The organism is Limosilactobacillus difficilis (assembly GCF_947387495.1).
GTDB lineage: Bacteria > Bacillota > Bacilli > Lactobacillales > Lactobacillaceae > Limosilactobacillus > Limosilactobacillus difficilis.
Window position 1 is genome coordinate 1 of record NZ_CANDNU010000036.1, and the last position, 16,735, is coordinate 16,735.

Consider the following 16,735-nt stretch of genomic DNA (forward strand, 5'->3'; position numbering starts at 1 on the left):
AAAACTAGACCAATGCCATTAGTAGCATAGCCTAGTTTTCCCAAAATTTATCATCAGTACCGATTGACAAAGAGCCACTAAAACAAGGGTTCTTGACCAATCGGAAACGATCGTCAAGAACCCTTTGTTTTATAAGAAAAAGTTATTGTTATTATTATCGTCGTTATCATCATCGGAATAACGTCGCTGGTAATTGCGGGGCAGGTATTTAGCCCGCGCCAGTAACTGTTCAGAACGGCTGTCTGAGGCAAAAAAGCCACGACCGCCAAGCAGATGGCGGAAGTACATCATGTTGTAGAAGAAGGTGAGGATAACGGACGGCCACGGGAAAGACAGCATCCAACTGAGACTAAATAAACGTGCCGTGATGACATAGATAACATCCCAGACCAACATCAAGAAGAAATTGTACCAGTCGCCCCGAAAGGCAGCCGGCAACGGGCCAAACAGAAAAGTAGTCCACGAAATACCGACCTTGGCGATTCGAATTTCGCCGTTTTGGTTTTGCACCTTTGCGTAATTTGGTGGGACGGGCAGTTGGTTAAAGAGGTTATTGGGGTCATTGTCATTCTGACCGTTCATATTGTTAAAGGGATTTTGCATTGGGAATGCGGCACCTCCTATTATTGACAATTTTAATTTTAACATAGTTAGGGCCGCTGCCCTAATGATCAGCGTTAGCGAAGGGAAAGTTTTACGACGGCTTCGCAACGAGGCGTTTGTGGCATCATGTCGATGGGCTGAATGTAGTCCACCCGGTAAGTCTGACTTAGTCGGCTGAGATTGCGGGCAAGGGTGGCCATGTCACATGACACGTAAGCCAGCTTGGCCGGTCGAGATTTGAGAATGGCATCAATTAGGTGCCGGTCTAAACCAGTCCGGGGCGGGTCAACCACGAGGGCGTTGAAATGCCGGTCATTAGCTTGCCAAGCTGGCAGCAGGTCTTCGGTCTTTCCCGTTTGATAAAGAGCGTTGTCGATACCGTTGAGCTTGGCATTAGTGTTGGCATCGTCCACGGCCGCCGCGATGGTTTCCATCCCGTAAACTTGTCGGACCCGACGCGCGAGGGACAAGCCAATGGTCCCAACACCTGCATAGGCATCAACGAGGACATCGCCAGCAGTCAGTTGCAAAGCCTTGGCTGCCTCTTCATAGAGGCGTTCGGTTTGGAAGGGGTTTAACTGCAAGAAAGAACGGGCGGACAGGCGGAAGTCCAGGCCCATCAGCGATTCGGTCAGATAAGTTTCACCAGCCAGGTGAATTGTTTCTTCACCCCAGATAAGCGGGGTGTCGCCAGGATTGACGTTTTGCATCACCGAACGAACTTCGGGCAGTTGGTCCTGAATTGCCGCCAGAAGCTTGTGTTTGTGGATCAATTTGGGGGTGTTCGTGATGATGGTCAACTGGCAGTCTTTGTTGGCCAGTGATTCACGAACCACCAGGGTTTTAATGATGCCGCTGTGGTTGCTTTCGTCGTAAACTGGGATGTTCAGTTGTTCAATTAATTTAACGAGGGTCCGAACCACCTTCATCGTGCCGGGCATCTGCACTTGACAGGTTGGCATGTCGATCAGATCGTGGCTCTGACTCTTGTAAAGCCCCGCTGCGACGTGACCATCGATCATCCGCACCTGGAACTGGGCTTTGTTGCGGTAGCCGTATTGGGGGTCGGCTGCGATGGTTGGCCGTACATCGTATTGCCGATATCCCCGCGGCCGGAATTTGCGAAGTGCGTCCCACACCACCTGACGCTTGAATTTCAATTGCTCGGGGTAGGCAAGGCATTCAAGCTCGAAACCGCCGGCGACGTTGGCGTAATCATCCCGCGGCGCAACCCGGTGGTGACTCTGCCGGCGAATTCGGTGCAAGCTTGCCGTGAGGTAGTGGGGGTGGACTTGGCTGACCTGGGCGACAACGATTTCGCCAGGTAGGGCTCCGGGAACAAAACAAACCTTGTGTTTGAAGTAACCAATCCCCTGGCCGTTGACCCCCAGTTTGCGGATGGTAAGGGGAATGCGATCACCCACTTGTGCGACGGCGGGTGTCGTTTGATGACTCTTTTGATACTTGTGGTGATGAGCTTCCATAATCATTTCTCCGTTCCTACAATGGTGACCCTATTCTAGCACAACCCGTGTATAATTATTGTAGTGTGTTTTAAATCAACGGAGGATGATGAGCGTGAACATTGTTGCTATTGCGGGGTCCAGTTCCCCACATTCATATAACAAACGCCTATTAGAATTCATGCAGCAGCATTTTGCTGATGATGACATTCGGGTCATCAGCACGCGGGGCTTGCCGATGTTTTCGGAGGATGATCCCCTGCCGGAGAGCGTCAAAGAGATTGGCGAGGCAATTGCTGCGGCGGATGCGGTAATTATCGCAGCGGCAGAATATAATCACTCTTTAACTTCGTCGCTGAAAAGTCTTTTAGAGTGGTTGTCGAGCGACGTCCACCCGTTGACGGGCAAGCCGGTCTTTTTAATTGGGGCTTCGACGCACGCCCAGGGTGGAGCTCGGGCCCAGATTCATCTACGCGATATCCTATTGTCGCCGGGAGTGCAAGCGGAGGTCTTTCAGGACGAGGAATTTTTCCTGGGGGATGTTCGGAATGCCTTTGATGACCAGGGTAATTTGATGGATGAAGGTACCGTTAAGTTCCTGGAGAAGTGTTATCACGAATTTTTGGCTTATGCCAAAACGGTTAACCAAGTGAAGGGAGGCCAAGCGGATGCTTAAATTGGCGGCAGTTGTGGGTACTAACGCTCACTTGTCATATAACCGAAAGCTTCTTTACTTCATGAAGCACCATTTCCGTTATGCGGCGCAACTGGAGATTGTTGAAATCAAAAACCTGCCGGCTTTCGCGATCGATGCGGAAGAAAATACTGAGGTCTGGCAGCTGAAACAGAAACTCCAAGCAGCGGATGGGGTGGTCTTTTCGACCCCTGAATACGACCATGCGATTCCGTCAGCTTTGAAGAATGTCATCGAATGGCTGACCTATCACTGCAGTGTTTTAGATCATAAGCCCGCAATGGTGGTCGGCGTTTCCTATGGCAAACAGGCTTCTTCCCGCGCTCAAGTCCAGATGCGGCAAACATTGATGGCTCCTGACTGCAACGCTTGTGTGTTGCCAGGCAACGAAGTCCTGATCGGCAACGCGATGAAGGTCTTCGATTCGCAGGGACGTCTGACGGACACTGACGACTTGGCCAACTTGGAAAAATGCTTTATGGAATTCGTTGATTACGCGACGATGATCAAGAAGAGAACGAAGGAGGATCTAGCTATGGCTAGTAAAAAACCATTTGTGGACACGGCCTATGTCAATTTCCCGACAGGACGGATGTCACTGACCGAAGTCCAACAGATGCTGGAAGTAATGCCTTTTGACCTGAACTTTGTGGATGCCGAGGATACCTTTGTTTGGTACAACCATGAGGGCCACCAAGTTAACGCACGGAACGTGAACCAACTGAACCACCCCGTTAGTGACTGTCACCCGCCGATGGCTCGGGAAAAGGCGATGCAGGTGATCGACAGCTTACGTGAAGGAAAAGCCGATTACGTTCCGCGGGCCTTCGTGAAGAATGGTCACAAGATTTATAATCTTTACGTCGCCGTGCAGGACGTGGATGGCCACTACCTCGGCACTTTGGAAATTACCCAGAATGTTGATTCAATTATCGATCTCTACAATCGTGGCACGTGGGGTCAACCGACAGGGATGATTTCTTCCCCAAGTCTGGGTGGTTCTGCTGATGCGGCAACGGGTGCCTCTGACAGCAGTACCGGTGCCTCTGAAGGCGGTGCCGATTCATCGACGGGTGCTTCTGAAGAGAATAGCGACAACGCTGCGGATGATGCAGCAACGGGCGCGTCAGATTCATCGACCGGTGCCTCTGAAACCGGCACTGATGGTGATACCGGGGCCAGCGAAAGCGATGGCGACACCGGCGCATCCGAAGGCGGTTATGTTGCCGACGATGATGAAGCCGCAGCTGATGATGCTCAAGATGACGCTCAGCTGGATTCGGACAGCGACCATCAAGACTAAATTAATACATGTTAATCATACACAAAACCCCTTGAAGATGGCTTATTGAGCCCTTCTCCAAGGGGTTTCTTATTGGCTGTAGAACCAGCTTAATGGTTCAATTCAGTTTGTTGAAAGTTTTGCAAGTTCTTCTTCGTTGGTTTCAGATTACGCCACTTCTTCGACAGGAAAGCCGAATCCATATGGTAATGCGGTTGTGGTTGCTTGTGTTCGATGAACGGAGCAACGGAGTGGTCGAAGTCGACCCAGCCTTTCCAGCCAATATGGATTGTATCCTGCATGAAGCCTGGTTCATCCCCACGGTGGGAGTAGTCGAGGATGTTGTTGAAGCCTTGTGAGCGTAACTGGTATTTGATCTTATCAGCTGTGTGGTAGTACATCGGCATCGACAGGCCCGTGTATTTTTCCCACCAGGCATTGACCGGCGTGATCATGAAGATCACGTTGGTGTGAGTTTTAGCCATTTGATTCAGGACCACTTCCAGGTCGCCGTATTCTGGTGAACGGAGGTAGGAGAAGTGCTTTTGCGAGTTGCGCAAGCCCTTCGCCTGCCGGATCCGGGAGTTGTAGAAGCGGTTCAGCACGTGGAAGTTGTTGTTAGTTGTTTGTCGACGTGCGTCACGGGAAGCACTGGCTTGGAGGTCAGCGTAATTGTAGAACTTTGGCAACTGGTGAATCCGTGGTTGGATTCGACGCTGGTAATTGCTGTTAATGGCAAGACCGGAGAAGAGGTTGTCTTCGTTCCGCAAAATGCCGAGCTTAAAGTTGATCCAATGCCGGTCCCACTTGCTAAGGGGCTTGCCAGCGGCGATTTTTTGGCTGTAGCTACCAACGGAGCCGTTATCACCCAACAGCTTGACCAAGCGCTTAGCCGTGTAGCGGTCGTACTTGGACTTCGGATTAGCCTGCTTCAGCCACAGTAAGTTGGCATAAGTGCCATTGTAATACTTGAAGGCATCCGGCAGGACTCCTTGTTTGACAAACCACTGGGGACTGATGATAAAGACCGCCTTCTTGTTCTTCATCTGGGCCTGCATCATGTTCATATTGAACAATTGCGGCAGTGATTGGGTGCCCCGCGCCCCAAAGAGGAATGGCCGGTAGTTATGGTAACGAGCGGCCATGACAGAAGGGTGGAAGCGGTCCATCCGGTTTAATTCACTAGAACCAAAGAAAGGGACGTACTTAACTTTGTGATCGGACATTGCCTGCACTTTGATCGACCGGTTTTTAAAAACCGTCGGGCTGATGGATACCGCCGCCTTCTGCAGGGTGCGCTGTGAATGGTGGCTGTGCCATGGGATGGCCAGGACCACGACCACTAACAGGCAGGCAACAATGACTGGGCCGAAGATTCGCCACAGTCGTTGACGATTAGTCATTTTGGAGCTCCTTTACCCGCTCAGCAATCTTGTCAACCGTACTCCATTGGCTCCGGTCAAATTCAGAAACCGGGACTTGGATGCCGTATTCGTCTTGCAGTGACAGCAGGAAGGAGACCGTAGCCATCGAGTCAATCAGACCGTTGGCGAAGATGTCTTCGCTGGTGTCAGAAAAATCACTAGCGTCACGACCAGTTGCATCTGCTAAAAGTTGTTCGATTTTTTCTTGCATTGTTTGATTCCTCCAATTTTGAATTTAATTCTAGTGGCCACCAAAGAATAATGTGTTGAGGAAGCCAGAGAAAATTAAGAATGAAAAGACAACGAAGTTAAAGGTGATAAAACGGGCGACGTTTTGTGTCAGGGCCGTACTCTTTAAGCCCTTCAGGTTCTTTCGCTTGTAGCGGAGCCATGCGTCGTCAACTACAAGGGCCAGACCGTGCAGGCAACCATATAAGATATAGTACCACGTTACCCCGTGCCAGAAACCCATTGTGATCATATTGATCATGTAGGCGACTGACGATAGCACGTTCCGGTTCTTAAACCAGTGCTTCTTGGTTGCAGTGAAAACAAAACGCATGAAAATGTAATCACGGAACCAGAAGGACAGGCTCATGTGCCAACGATTCCAGAACTCTTTGATGTTCTTGGAAAGGAAAGGCAGGTTGAAGTTCATTGGGGTCTCAACACCCATGAAGTAACTGATTGCGACGGCAAAGAGGGAATAGCCGGCAAAGTCGAAGTAGAGATCACAGGAGTAAAGATAAGCGACGGCGACGACCCACCAGGAAAGGTGGTGGCCCTGCGAAAGTGCCATTCGTTCGGCGAACGGCAGCCAACGCTGGGCAAAGAAGTAGTCGATGATGAACTTATACAAGAAACCGATAAAGAGGTATTTGATCCCCTTTTCGACTAGTTGGAGGTACTTTTCCCGACTCGGTACTTGGCGGTAGTCTTTGGAAAAGCGCCGGTAACGGTCGATTGGCCCGGAAGTGATGGTCGGCATGAAGACCATGAAACGGATGAACTTCCACCAATTGAGCTCTTTGACAGCGCCGTCACGGGTTTCGATAATCGTTCCGGCGGCCCGGAAGGTCAGGTAGGAAATACCCAGGAAACCGAGGAGCGAATTGTGGCCAACCATGGCCGGAGTGAATTTGACGATAATAATCGGCAGTAGCGACAAGAAGACGAGCAGGTAGAAGACCCCGCTGGCATTTTTTTGTTGGCGGTAGTGGTAGTACCACATCACCAGGCAGGTCTGATAGATCACGTAAACGATCAGCGATAACATCTGGGTGGTGTTGCTGCCGTCAAACATGAGAAACAGGAAGACCAGGCTGATCAGCGCTTCATACCAGCTGAAACGTTTACCGAAGTAAAGGCCAATCCCCAGCGGCAAAATGGCAATCAATAGGTAGATGAAGTACGTTGGGGTGCCGTATGCCGACATATTGGGCAGTGATGAAATCCAATTAACCATTATTTGTTAGCCTCCGCAATCATTTGCTTGACCGCGATCTTGCCATTAGCGGAAGTTGGGAAGGAATCCACGTAAACAAACTGGGTTGGCATCATGTAGTCCATGATTTTGTCTTTCAGGCTGGCCCGGATTGCTTGGGTTAACTCTCGCTCGCTTGCAAAGTCATTCGGTTGGGCGATGACGTAGGCAATCAAGTGCGTGGCCTGGTGGTTGCGGTTGTACTTCGGTACCGCCACGGCTTGCTTGATGTACTGGCTCATTTCCAGACTGGAACGAACTTCGTCGAGTTCTACCCGGAAGCCGTGCAATTTGATCTGGAAGTCCATCCGGCCGATGATGTGGCGTGACCCATCTTTAGCGATGAAGCCGGCATCCCCGGTCCGGTAGGCTTGGACCCCGTTGAGTTTGAAGAAGTTTTTGGCTGTTTTGGCAGGGTTGTTGAGGTAGCCGTGAGGGGCAACACTGTCCCCGGCAATGATGATTTCCCCATGTTCACCTGGGGTGGTGACTTCCTTGCCGTCCTTCCAAATCGAAGTGGTGACACCCGGTTTGTCGTAGCCAATCGGCAGCCGTTTAAGGTTTTTGGCCATGTCCTTGGTGATTTCGCAACTGGTGATTGCCACCGCGGCCTCGGTTGGACCATAAGTATTAAAGATATGGGCCTTCGGGAAGCGCTGGAAGAGGCGTTTGACCGTTGATGGGGTTAGTTCTTCCCCACAGAAGAGGAAGTATTTGAGATCAGGCATCTTCGTTTCGTTGAAGTCTGGGCTGAGCAGCAGCATTTCCCCAAAGGATGGCGTGCCGACAAATACGTTGATACCAAGATTCGGCAAAATCTTGAAGAGCTGACCAAAGTTTTGGACGACCTTCAGTGGGATCGCCTTAATCGTCCCACCTGACAGAACGGCGTTTAGCCAGTACATATGGGAGACGTCAAAGGAGAACGGGGTTTGTCCCAGGTAAACCTGTTCGGCCGGAATGTTGAAGTCATCGCCGCGCATCCAGTTAGCAAAGCTGCAGATGTTGGTGTGGCTGATTGGCACTCCCTTCGGCGAGCCAGTCGTTCCGGACGTGAACAAGATGTAGAAAGGATCATCCCCCAGCACCTCATGATCAGGGGTGTAGGAACTCTTTTGGGCAAAAATCTGTTGCAACTCAAACTTATTGATCACGGCCCCGTCGTAATCCAGCTTGTCGACCGGGAAGTCATCAATTGCGATGACTAGGCGGGGATGAGCGGTGTTGATAATGGACTGCATGCGAGGCAGTGCCGAACCCGTTTCGACCGGAATGTAGGCGTGACCAGCTTTTACAGCTCCGACAAAGCCAGTGACTATTTCAAACTGGTGGTCGCCGTAAAACATAATCGGACCCTTGGCGGGAACGATTTTTTTGTCATCTAACCAAGCTGCTAAAGAATTAGAACAATCCAACAGCTCTTGATAAGTATGTGTCTCACCCATCTCGTCAAAGAAGACGGTCTTCAGGTGCTTTTGCGCCTGTGCATCGATGGATTTAACAATATCTGTAATCACTATCTCTATCCTCCATATCAATTAATGGACTTAGAATTCGTTATAGATGAATGGCGCCTGACCAGCACCAAAGTAACCATACATGTAAACAACTAACATCAGAATAACGAAGTACAGCAGGGTAGTTAGCCAAAACTTGGCCGTCGGGTGCTCTTTTAAGCGAGAAAACATCACCCTTACCTCCATTTCTGCTAAGATTCTTCCTTAGTATACAGCAATTTAGGAGAACGACTCTTTAAGAAAAGGTAATCTCATTTTAGAAAAATATAAAAATTGCTGGGTTAAGGATTGAAACAAAAGAATTATACACCCTTTATTCACGGGCCGCACTAGAGTAGAAACCAGTAACCGATTTCAAAATAATTTTATGAGGTGCTAGCAATTTCCGTTAGAAGGATTAAAATGAGAAATAAATAATAAAGCAATGAGGGTGATGCCATAATGGACCAGCAAAGCAAAGTTGAAATTGTGAAGGATTTGATTCGCATCGAGACCGCTAATGACCATGAAGCCCAAGCGGCCCAATATTTGCAGCGCCTTTTCCGCCAATACGGAATTGCCAGTCGACTGGTGGAATATGCACATGATCGATCTAATATTGTGGCCGAAATTAAAGCGAACCAGCCGGGACCAGTTCTCGTTTTGGCCGGTCACTTGGATACGGTTGCTTTTGACCAAACGAATTGGACCCATGACCCACTTGGCGCGGAGGAAGTTGACGGTAAGATCTACGGCCGCGGGGCGGCAGATATGAAATCGGGGCTAGCGGCGATGGCAATTGCCTTGATCGAGATGAAAGAAGCCGGCTATCCCAAGAAGGGCACTCTGCGTTTTCTCGGGACGGTGGGTGAAGAACTCGGGGCGATGGGCTCCCTGCAGCTGACAAAGCAGGGCCTGGTCCATGATGCGGATGCGATCATCGTCGGAGAACCGACGGGTGGCAACATCGTCTACGCCAACAATGGCTCAATCGGTTATACGATCAAGTCTTATGGTAAGAGCGTTCATAGTTCGATGCCGGAGAAGGGGATCAATGCAGTAGCAAACTTGGCCCGCTTTTTCGCGGCGGAACAGGACGCCTTTACTGGGGCCAAGGTGAGCCCCGTCCTCGGGCCGGTCGTCCACAGCGTCAATGTTTTTCGGGGCGGTAGTCAATTAAATATTATTCCAGACTATGCCGAAGTCCAGGGCAATATTCGGCCGATTCCAGAATGTGATAACGACGAGTGCATTGCCCGGATCCAGCGGGCTGTTGATCGTTTAAACCAAGATGCGGCAATGAAATTGGAGCTGACGGTTCAGTTTAGTTTTCAGCCAGTCGCTAACGACCCCCACGGCGCCTTTGCCAAGCTAGTAGCAACGTCCCGGCAAAAGGCTTTTGGTCAGCCGGCGTCTTTTGAGGTTATTCACGGGGCGAGTGATGCTTCCAACTACATTTTGGACGTCCAGTGCCCAATGCTATTGCTGGGGGCGGGGGAGTGGCAGATGGCTCACCAGGTGGACGAATACGTTGATATCAATAATTATCTGGCGGTCAACCAGACCTACGAAAATGTAATCCAAAACTTCCTCGCCTAGCAGATTGATTCCGAACATCAAATGAGCTAAAATGATAAAGAAATTAAAAACACGTGACGTTTCAAGTAGGTGTGCAGAGACCTGACGGCTGGTGAGAGTCAGGCACCGAAACTCCGGCGTCAAGAAATGTGGGCGGGTAATGCCGCACGGTGATGGCCGTTATCCATGCTTAAAGGGTGTCGTCTTCTACGACAAACTTGGGTGGTACCGCGGAACCAGAGCCATTTCGTCCCAAAATTTTTAGGATGAAATGGCTCTTTTATTATGGAGGTATGATTCATGCTGGATATTAAGAAAATTCGTCGTGACCCTGACTTCTTTAAGCAAAAACTTGGTACGCGGGGGATCAAGCCCGAAGAAATTGACGAGGTTTTAGCACTCGATGCTAAGCGGCGGGATCTCTTGCAGAAGGCCGAGAATCTAAAGGCTAAGCGGAATGCTGCTTCCAAAAAGATCGGGGAGGCCAAGCGGAACGGCCAGTCAGCTGACGACGCAATCGCTGAGATGCGTAAGGTTGGCGAAGAGATTAACAAGCTGGACGAAGAGACCGAAGAAAACGACAAGGTCTTCGAAGATAAGATGCTGCGTCTGCCAAACGTTCCTCGCGACGGGGTTCCGGTTGGTCCAGACGACTCATACAACCGCGAAGAATACAAAGTTGGTAAGATTCCAGAATACGACTTTGAACCATTGAACCACTGGGACGTCGGGGAAAACCTCGGGATTCTGGACTTCGACCGGGCCCGGAAGGTTTCCGGTGCACGTTTCGTTTACTACCTGGGCCTGGGAGCTCAGCTGGAACGGGCCGTCTACAACTTCATGCTGGACGAACACATGAAGGAAGGCTACACCGAAGTGCTGCCGCCTTACATCGTCAACGCAGCCTCCATGTATGGGACCGGCCAATTCCCGAAGTTCAAGAAGGGTGTTTACCAGGTTAACGGCGAGGATATGACTCTGATTCCAACTGCCGAAGTACCGTTGACTAACTACTACCGCGGCGACATCATTCCGGAAAAAAAGTTGCCAGTATACGTCACCGCCCTTACCCCTTGTTTCCGGTCTGAAGCCGGTGCCGCTGGTCGTGACACCCGGGGGCTGATTCGGATGCACCAGTTCAACAAAGTCGAAATGGTTAAGTACGTCAAGCCTGAAACTTCGTGGGACGAACTGGAAAAGCTGACTAAGGATGGGGAAGAAATCCTGCAGAAGCTGGGCCTGTCATACCACGTCATCACCCTGTCAACGGGGGATGCCAGCTTCACTTCTGCCGAAACCCACGACATCGAAGTTTGGTTCCCAGCTCAACACAAGTACCGGGAAATTTCCAGTTGTTCCAACTGCCTGGACTTCCAAGCTCGGCGGATGCACACCACTTACCGTGACGAAAACGGCAAGCTGCAGTATGTCCATACCCTGAATGGTTCGGGACTGGCCGTCGGTCGTTGTGTGGCTGCCATTCTGGAAAACTACCAGAATGCTGATGGCAGCGTGACAATTCCAGACGTTTTGGTACCATATATGCACGGAATCAAGAAGATCACCAAAGAAAATGCGGTACCAATGAACAAGCAGACTAAGGACTAGTATTGGTTGCAAAATTGCCGCGATGGCATAAAATGGAAATATATTAACGGTGCGCTAGTAGTGAAGCAACAACAGAGAGGGTGTCAAGGCTGAAAGCACCTGCGCCAAGCGAAATGGAACCGTCAAGTTCAATTTAAGATAAGCTCGAGCGACAGGCCTAGCCTGTAACGTAGGTGGCACCGCGGTTAAATCGTCCTACTTTCTTCGGAAAGTGGGGCTTTTTTGTACTTATATAGAAAGGAAGAATTACGATGACAAAGAAAGTTGCCTTAACAGGGGACCGGCCAACCGGCAAATTGCACATTGGCCACTACATCGGTTCATTAAAAGAACGGGTGAAGATGCAAAATAGCAGGGACTATGATCTCTACGTCATGATCGCCGACCAGCAAGCTCTGACCGACAATGCCCACGATCCCGAAAAGATTCAAAACAGCCTGGCCCAGGTGGCCCTAGACTACCTGGCTGTCGGCCTGGATCCAAAGAAGTGCACGATCTATGTGCAATCCCAAATTCCGGCCCTGTCTGAACTGAACATGTACTACCTGAACCTGGTGACGGTCTCCCGGCTGGAACGGAACCCGACCGTTAAGGCCGAAATCCAGCAGAAGCAGTTTGGTCGCTCGATTCCAGCCGGTTTCTTTACTTATCCGGTGAGCCAGACGGCTGATATCACTGCCTTTAAGGCTAACGTCGTTCCGGTTGGGGATGACCAGGAGCCGATGCTTGAACAGGCACGGGAACTTGTCCGCAGTTTTAATTCTACCTATCATTGTGACGTTTTGGTTGAGCCAGAAGGGGTCTTTCCACCGAAAGGTCAGGGCCGCTTGCCGGGCCTCGATGGCAACGCTAAGATGAGCAAGTCACTGGGCAACACCATCTATCTCAGTGACGATGAGAAAACTCTCTATAAGAAGGTCATGTCAATCTATACTGACCCGAACCACATTCACGTGGACGATCCTGGCCAGGTTGAAGGCAACATCGTCTTTACTTACCTGGACATCTTTGATCCGGATAAGGATAAGGTCGTTGAACTCAAAGATCACTACCGTCGCGGCGGCCTGGGTGACGTCAAGATTAAAAAGTACTTGTTCGAAGTGTTGAACAAGGAACTAGCCCCGATTCGGGAACGACGTGCTGAATACGCCCAGGATATGCCGGCCGTGTACCGGATGCTCCAGGAGGGCAGTCAGCGGGCTAACGCCGTGGCTAACCAGACGCTCAAAGAAGTCAAAGCGGCAATGGGCCTGAACTACTTCGACGATTTAGCAAAGAAATAAGACCGTTAACAAACAACGACACCGCGGGAAAGCGACCGGCTTCCCGTGGTGTCGTTTTGTTGATGGCTGAGGGGTTGTCCTACTTGGTCCGGGCAGACCGTGTTTTTTCGGCCAGGTGCACCAGGTTAGTGACCATGTTATGCGTAGCGGCTTCGTAATGGTACTTCCGCCCCAGACGAACGAAGTAGCCGTTGATGTAATCAACTTCGACGGGCCGGTTGTGGCTCATGTCCTGATACATCGACGGATAGTGGTGGGGGTTGCTGACGAGGGAAACATGGTTGACGCTTGCCAGTTCTTCTTCCCTGGTGTTGACCAGTTGTACCCCGGCACGTTCGCAGACGTCGTAGGCTTCGTCGATCAATTGTCGTGACATTTCGTTGGCTTTGTCAAAGGAGGCGTATTCGCCCATCGTGATTTCAAACATCGTGCAGAGGGTGTTGACGACGGAGTTGAAGACGACTTTGGCCATCAGGGTGCCCATAAAGTTAGTTTTCAGAGATGGATTGAAGTTAGCCTTTTTCAGTTCAGCCATCAATTCTTTGGTCTTGTCATCAGGCTGTTCGGTATAGTTGGCCCAGTTGGTTGTTCCGGCACCGGGTTGCCCCACAAATTCAACTTCGCCAGGGCCAGTCAGGATTGTAGCGACCAGGGCGGTTCCGGCCACAACCTTTTCCTTTGGGAAGTACTGGAGCAGTTTTTCCACGTGGCCCATACCGTTCATCGCCGTCAAGCAGTATTGATCTTTAAAGAAATGCTGACAGCGCTTGAGCATGTCAGTGAGTTGCATCTGTTTCAGTTCGAAAAAGACGAAATCGGCGTCAGTTGCCTGGTATTCTTCCGGGGTGTAGACGTTGACGGGAACCAAGTGCTTATTCTGGTGTTCACGGGTCACGTAAACGCCACCTTGTTCCTTCATCTTGTCATAATGGGGCTGCCAACCTTCAACAAAGTCGACTTGGTTGCCAGCTTCTTGCAGTAATACCCCGAAACGTAAGCCCATTGCACCGGCACCAACAACTGTAAATTTCATATCAATCCACTCCTTATATGGTTTTATAAAAAGCGTTGAAAATAAAAAGTCCCCCAGCTAAACGACTTAGCTGAGGGACGCCTTGGCGTGGTACCACCCTTGAATTCGCCAGCAATTCACATCACTGACCTTACAATGTTCAAGCGACTAGGCTTAAACACGACAGCGATAATGGACTGCTCCCACCGCGGATTACTAACTTCATCCTGGTACTCAAAGTGATTTTCACGGGTGGTCGCTTATCCTCTTCCACCAAACGAGGACTCTCTGCTAGCGACGAACCGGCTACTCTTCTTTTTCAACGTATTTTTATAATATTATTCTAATTGCGTTATAATTTACACGCCCTTAAGCGAAATGTCAATGGCAAATTTGTCAAAAAATTTTCTTGAAATCAGTCGTATATGGAAGAAAAGTTAATTAAAAAAAGTCAAAGCTAAGAAAGACTTCACAATCTTAAATTATTGCGGTATGCTAGGACCATCGAAAAATTAAATTTTACTGAGAAACCACAAAAGGAGTGATCATGATGGTTCAATTTTCAAAACGAGTTCCAGCAGATGGCACGGATGCGGTAGGCGCTATCCTGAAAGCGGCGGCTGACCCGAAGATCATTTCTTTTGCGGGTGGGCTGCCAGCACCAGAACTGTTCCCGGTCCGTGAGATGAAGGCTGCGGTCGACGCCGCCTTTGACGAACACGGGCAAGAAGTGATGCAATACGGCGCCGCCAAAGGGGTGACGGCCTTGCGCCAGCTCATCCTGAAGCACGTTCAGGAAAAAGAAAACGTTCATGGTGAGGTCGACAATGTCTTGGTTACGACTGGTTCCGAACAAGTGTTGGACCTGGTCGGCAAGGCACTGGTGGATCCTGGCGATGTTGTTTTGGTTGAACAACCAACCTACCTCTGTGCCCTGGACGTCTTCAAGTCTTACGGGGCTCGCTTTGTGTCGGTTGCGATGGACGATGACGGGATGCGAATGGACGCTCTGGAAGCGGCCCTCAAGGCGAACCCGCAGGCTAAGTTAATCTACACAGTCCCTAACTTCCAAAACCCGACCGGCCGCACGATGCCAGCCGAGCGTCGGCAAAAATTGGCAGAATTGGCTTCCCAGTATGACGTAACGGTACTGGAGGACAACCCTTATGGTGAAATCCGCTTTGCGGGTCAACACGTTCCGGCAGTGAAGTCCTTTGACAAAGATGGTCATGTCTTCTACATGAGCACCTTCTCCAAGACCCTGGCACCGGGCTTCCGTTTGGGCTGGGTTGTTGCGCCAAAGGAGGTTGTCGACAAGCTGACCGTGTTGAAGCAGTCTGCTGACCTGCATACGGACAATCTGGCTCAGTATGCGGTTGTGGAATTCTTCAAGCATAACGACGTTGATGCCCATGTTAAGGAGATCAGCGACCTTTATGGCAAACGTAAACAGTTGATGATCGAAGGGATGAAGAAATACTTCCCATCATCTGTCAAATATACCAATCCAGAAGGTGGGATGTTTCTCTGGGTCGAAGTGCCAGGGGTAGATGACACGGTTGCGGTCTTCAAGGAATGCCTGAAGAATAACGTTGCCTTCGTGCCGGGTGATCCATTCTTCGCCGGCCAAGCCGAGCCGGGTGCTTTCCGGTTGAACTACTCCAATATGGAAGAAGACAAAATTGAAGAAGGCCTCAAGCGTTTAGGTGACACTCTGAAGAAGGTTGTTGCGGATAAATAATTGATGATATTTCCCGGGAAATAGCGTTGGGTGAAATTACTAAATTTCACCCGGCGCTTTTTTTGGTAAACGAATCAACATCTATGCGAGACTTAAATGACTGAACAGTAATAATAGGCATTTCACATAATCACCTCTGCTTTGTATATTAGAATTGTTAATATGTTTTGAGGAGGCAGGATTATGGATCGTGCGAAAGTCATCGTTCATATGTACGTTTCAATTGACGGTAAAATTGATGGCCCCCGGGCTAGTGATATTTCAAGCGCCTACTATTCTGACGAGCTTTTTCGGCTGAGCAACGCGGACGGTAATGGCCGGCAGACCATTCAAATGTACGCAGCACCAGGCAAATTGGATTTGAGTAAGTATTCAACGGCGGGAATTGACTACCAGGACTGGATCCCCAACCTGCAATCCGCTACCTGGTCGATTGCCTTTGACCGTCGGGGTCGTGATGGCTGGGAACAGAACTATTTTGAATACAATGGCCATCAAATGCACGCTGTGGAGGTTGTCACCAAGCAAGCACCTAAGGAATACCTAGCTTTTCTGCGTTCGCTGACAATTCCCTACATTATTAGTGGCGAGCGTGAATTTGACTTGGCAGCGGTCCTCGGAAAGCTGAAGAAGTATTTTCATATTGATAACCTCGCTCTTTGCGGTGGTGCGGCCATCGATGGAGCCTTTTTGAAAGCCCACTTGGTCGACGAGATCCCACTGGTACTGTCGCCACACGTCAATGGTGACAACAGTATCAAATCAGCTTTTGATACGATGGAGACCTATGTGAACGATACCTTTAAGGTTGACCGGGTTAAGAAACTGGCTGATGGTGGCGTGTACCTGATCTTTGTGAACTACTCGACCATGAATGACCGAGCTTCTGGGAACACGAAGTAGTATTTAGGGTATTACACAGGTGTTCCTGATACCTAACTTACAGAACTTCGCTATTTGCCATGGCTAGTCCCTAGCCAACGGCTTTCAATCCTTTATGCAAGATATTAACTGCCGCATTAATATCCCGATCGTGATGGATACCACATTTAGGGCAAGTCCATTCAC

Annotated in this window: 16 protein-coding genes and 1 other annotated feature; of the genes, 7 read left to right on the top strand and 9 right to left on the bottom strand. The window is 49.9% G+C overall.

Annotated features, from left to right (window positions below; translation table 11 throughout):
- Positions 1-129: 129 nt before the first annotated feature.
- Positions 130-603 (bottom strand): hypothetical protein, encoded by a 474-nt coding sequence (locus tag QOR82_RS06940; protein ID WP_283584054.1) that lies wholly within the window; start codon positions 601-603, stop codon positions 130-132.
- Between the two features lie 74 nt (positions 604-677).
- A complete protein-coding gene (gene rlmD, locus QOR82_RS06945) occupies positions 678-2,087 on the bottom strand; it encodes a 23S rRNA (uracil(1939)-C(5))-methyltransferase RlmD (RefSeq protein ID WP_283584067.1) in 1,410 nt (469 codons plus the stop codon).
- An 88-nt stretch (positions 2,088-2,175) separates the two neighbouring features.
- Between rlmD and QOR82_RS06950 the strand changes: the two genes are divergently transcribed.
- On the top strand, positions 2,176-2,742 hold the full coding sequence (locus QOR82_RS06950; protein WP_408612933.1) for an NADPH-dependent FMN reductase: 567 nt from the start codon (positions 2,176-2,178) through the stop codon (positions 2,740-2,742).
- Positions 2,735-4,063 (top strand): NAD(P)H-dependent oxidoreductase, encoded by a 1,329-nt coding sequence (locus QOR82_RS06955; RefSeq protein WP_283584056.1) that lies wholly within the window; start codon positions 2,735-2,737, stop codon positions 4,061-4,063. Before QOR82_RS06950 ends, QOR82_RS06955 begins: the two co-directional genes overlap by 8 nt.
- 89 nt (positions 4,064-4,152) lie before the next feature.
- On the opposite strand, the gene dltD is transcribed toward QOR82_RS06955, so the two are convergent.
- The 5 genes from dltD to QOR82_RS06980 are packed head-to-tail and all read right to left on the bottom strand — an operon-like array spanning position 4,153 to position 8,637.
- On the bottom strand, positions 4,153-5,445 hold the full coding sequence (gene dltD, locus QOR82_RS06960; RefSeq protein ID WP_283584057.1) for a D-alanyl-lipoteichoic acid biosynthesis protein DltD: 1,293 nt from the start codon (positions 5,443-5,445) through the stop codon (positions 4,153-4,155).
- The gene (dltC, locus tag QOR82_RS06965; protein ID WP_283584058.1) at positions 5,438-5,677 is read right to left on the bottom strand and encodes a D-alanine--poly(phosphoribitol) ligase subunit DltC; all 240 of its coding nucleotides are present in this window, start codon (positions 5,675-5,677) and stop codon (positions 5,438-5,440) included. The genes dltD and dltC overlap by 8 nt, the downstream gene beginning before the upstream one ends.
- 30 nt (positions 5,678-5,707) lie before the next feature.
- Positions 5,708-6,931 carry a D-alanyl-lipoteichoic acid biosynthesis protein DltB gene (dltB, locus tag QOR82_RS06970; RefSeq protein WP_283584059.1) on the bottom strand — a complete coding sequence of 408 codons (1,224 nt, stop codon included), beginning with the start codon at positions 6,929-6,931 and terminating at the stop codon, positions 5,708-5,710.
- Positions 6,931-8,466: a D-alanine--poly(phosphoribitol) ligase subunit DltA gene (gene dltA, locus QOR82_RS06975; RefSeq protein WP_283584060.1), complete on the bottom strand. Its 1,536-nt coding sequence runs from the start codon at positions 8,464-8,466 to the stop codon at positions 6,931-6,933. Before dltA ends, dltB begins: the two co-directional genes overlap by 1 nt.
- Positions 8,467-8,496: 30 nt before the next feature.
- Complete coding sequence (locus QOR82_RS06980) at positions 8,497-8,637, bottom strand: teichoic acid D-Ala incorporation-associated protein DltX (protein ID WP_283584061.1); 141 nt, start codon at positions 8,635-8,637, stop codon at positions 8,497-8,499.
- A 270-nt stretch (positions 8,638-8,907) separates the two neighbouring features.
- Between QOR82_RS06980 and QOR82_RS06985 the strand changes: the two genes are divergently transcribed.
- The 3 genes from QOR82_RS06985 (at position 8,908) to trpS (ending at position 12,914) form a co-directional block, all read left to right on the top strand.
- On the top strand, positions 8,908-10,044 hold the full coding sequence (locus QOR82_RS06985) for an ArgE/DapE family deacylase (protein ID WP_283584062.1): 1,137 nt from the start codon (positions 8,908-8,910) through the stop codon (positions 10,042-10,044).
- 279 nt (positions 10,045-10,323) lie between these two features.
- The gene (gene serS, locus QOR82_RS06990; protein WP_283584063.1) at positions 10,324-11,631 is read left to right on the top strand and encodes a serine--tRNA ligase; all 1,308 of its coding nucleotides are present in this window, start codon (positions 10,324-10,326) and stop codon (positions 11,629-11,631) included.
- A gap of 251 nt (positions 11,632-11,882) precedes the next feature.
- On the top strand, positions 11,883-12,914 hold the full coding sequence (gene trpS, locus QOR82_RS06995; RefSeq protein ID WP_283584064.1) for a tryptophan--tRNA ligase: 1,032 nt from the start codon (positions 11,883-11,885) through the stop codon (positions 12,912-12,914).
- Between the two features lie 79 nt (positions 12,915-12,993).
- Here the strand turns inward: trpS and QOR82_RS07000 are convergent, their stop codons facing one another.
- Entirely contained in the window at positions 12,994-13,947 is a 954-nt protein-coding gene (locus QOR82_RS07000; RefSeq protein WP_283584065.1) for a ketopantoate reductase family protein, read from the bottom strand.
- Positions 13,948-14,017: 70 nt separating this feature from the next.
- Positions 14,018-14,258: a binding site (T-box leader), on the bottom strand.
- Positions 14,259-14,476: 218 nt separating this feature from the next.
- Between QOR82_RS07000 and QOR82_RS07005 the strand changes: the two genes are divergently transcribed.
- Together QOR82_RS07005 and QOR82_RS07010 are read left to right on the top strand one after the other, a co-directional pair.
- Positions 14,477-15,667: an aminotransferase-like domain-containing protein gene (locus tag QOR82_RS07005; RefSeq protein WP_408612934.1), complete on the top strand. Its 1,191-nt coding sequence runs from the start codon at positions 14,477-14,479 to the stop codon at positions 15,665-15,667.
- Positions 15,668-15,850: 183 nt separating this feature from the next.
- The gene (locus tag QOR82_RS07010; protein ID WP_283584066.1) at positions 15,851-16,570 is read left to right on the top strand and encodes a dihydrofolate reductase family protein; all 720 of its coding nucleotides are present in this window, start codon (positions 15,851-15,853) and stop codon (positions 16,568-16,570) included.
- Between the two features lie 70 nt (positions 16,571-16,640).
- Here QOR82_RS07010 and QOR82_RS07015 read toward each other — a convergent pair.
- Positions 16,641-16,735 (bottom strand): zinc ribbon domain-containing protein (locus QOR82_RS07015; protein WP_283584069.1); only part of this gene is annotated, 95 nt, incomplete at its 5' end.

Bases quoted from the DNA above. Each gene is read 5' to 3' on its own strand.
- QOR82_RS06940 (WP_283584054.1), bottom strand. From the start codon at position 603: ATGCAAAATCCCTTTAACAATATGAACGGTCAGAATGACAATGACCCC.
- rlmD (WP_283584067.1), bottom strand. From the start codon at position 2,087: ATGGAAGCTCATCACCACAAGTATCAAAAGAGTCATCAAACGACACCC.
- QOR82_RS06950 (WP_408612933.1), top strand. From the start codon at position 2,176: ATGAGCGTGAACATTGTTGCTATTGCGGGGTCCAGTTCCCCACATTCA.
- QOR82_RS06955 (WP_283584056.1), top strand. From the start codon at position 2,735: ATGCTTAAATTGGCGGCAGTTGTGGGTACTAACGCTCACTTGTCATAT.
- dltD (WP_283584057.1), bottom strand. From the start codon at position 5,445: ATGACTAATCGTCAACGACTGTGGCGAATCTTCGGCCCAGTCATTGTT.
- dltC (WP_283584058.1), bottom strand. From the start codon at position 5,677: ATGCAAGAAAAAATCGAACAACTTTTAGCAGATGCAACTGGTCGTGAC.
- dltB (WP_283584059.1), bottom strand. From the start codon at position 6,931: ATGGTTAATTGGATTTCATCACTGCCCAATATGTCGGCATACGGCACC.
- QOR82_RS06980 (WP_283584061.1), bottom strand. From the start codon at position 8,637: ATGTTTTCTCGCTTAAAAGAGCACCCGACGGCCAAGTTTTGGCTAACT.
- QOR82_RS06985 (WP_283584062.1), top strand. From the start codon at position 8,908: ATGGACCAGCAAAGCAAAGTTGAAATTGTGAAGGATTTGATTCGCATC.
- serS (WP_283584063.1), top strand. From the start codon at position 10,324: ATGCTGGATATTAAGAAAATTCGTCGTGACCCTGACTTCTTTAAGCAA.
- trpS (WP_283584064.1), top strand. From the start codon at position 11,883: ATGACAAAGAAAGTTGCCTTAACAGGGGACCGGCCAACCGGCAAATTG.
- QOR82_RS07000 (WP_283584065.1), bottom strand. From the start codon at position 13,947: ATGAAATTTACAGTTGTTGGTGCCGGTGCAATGGGCTTACGTTTCGGG.
- QOR82_RS07005 (WP_408612934.1), top strand. From the start codon at position 14,477: ATGGTTCAATTTTCAAAACGAGTTCCAGCAGATGGCACGGATGCGGTA.
- QOR82_RS07010 (WP_283584066.1), top strand. From the start codon at position 15,851: ATGGATCGTGCGAAAGTCATCGTTCATATGTACGTTTCAATTGACGGT.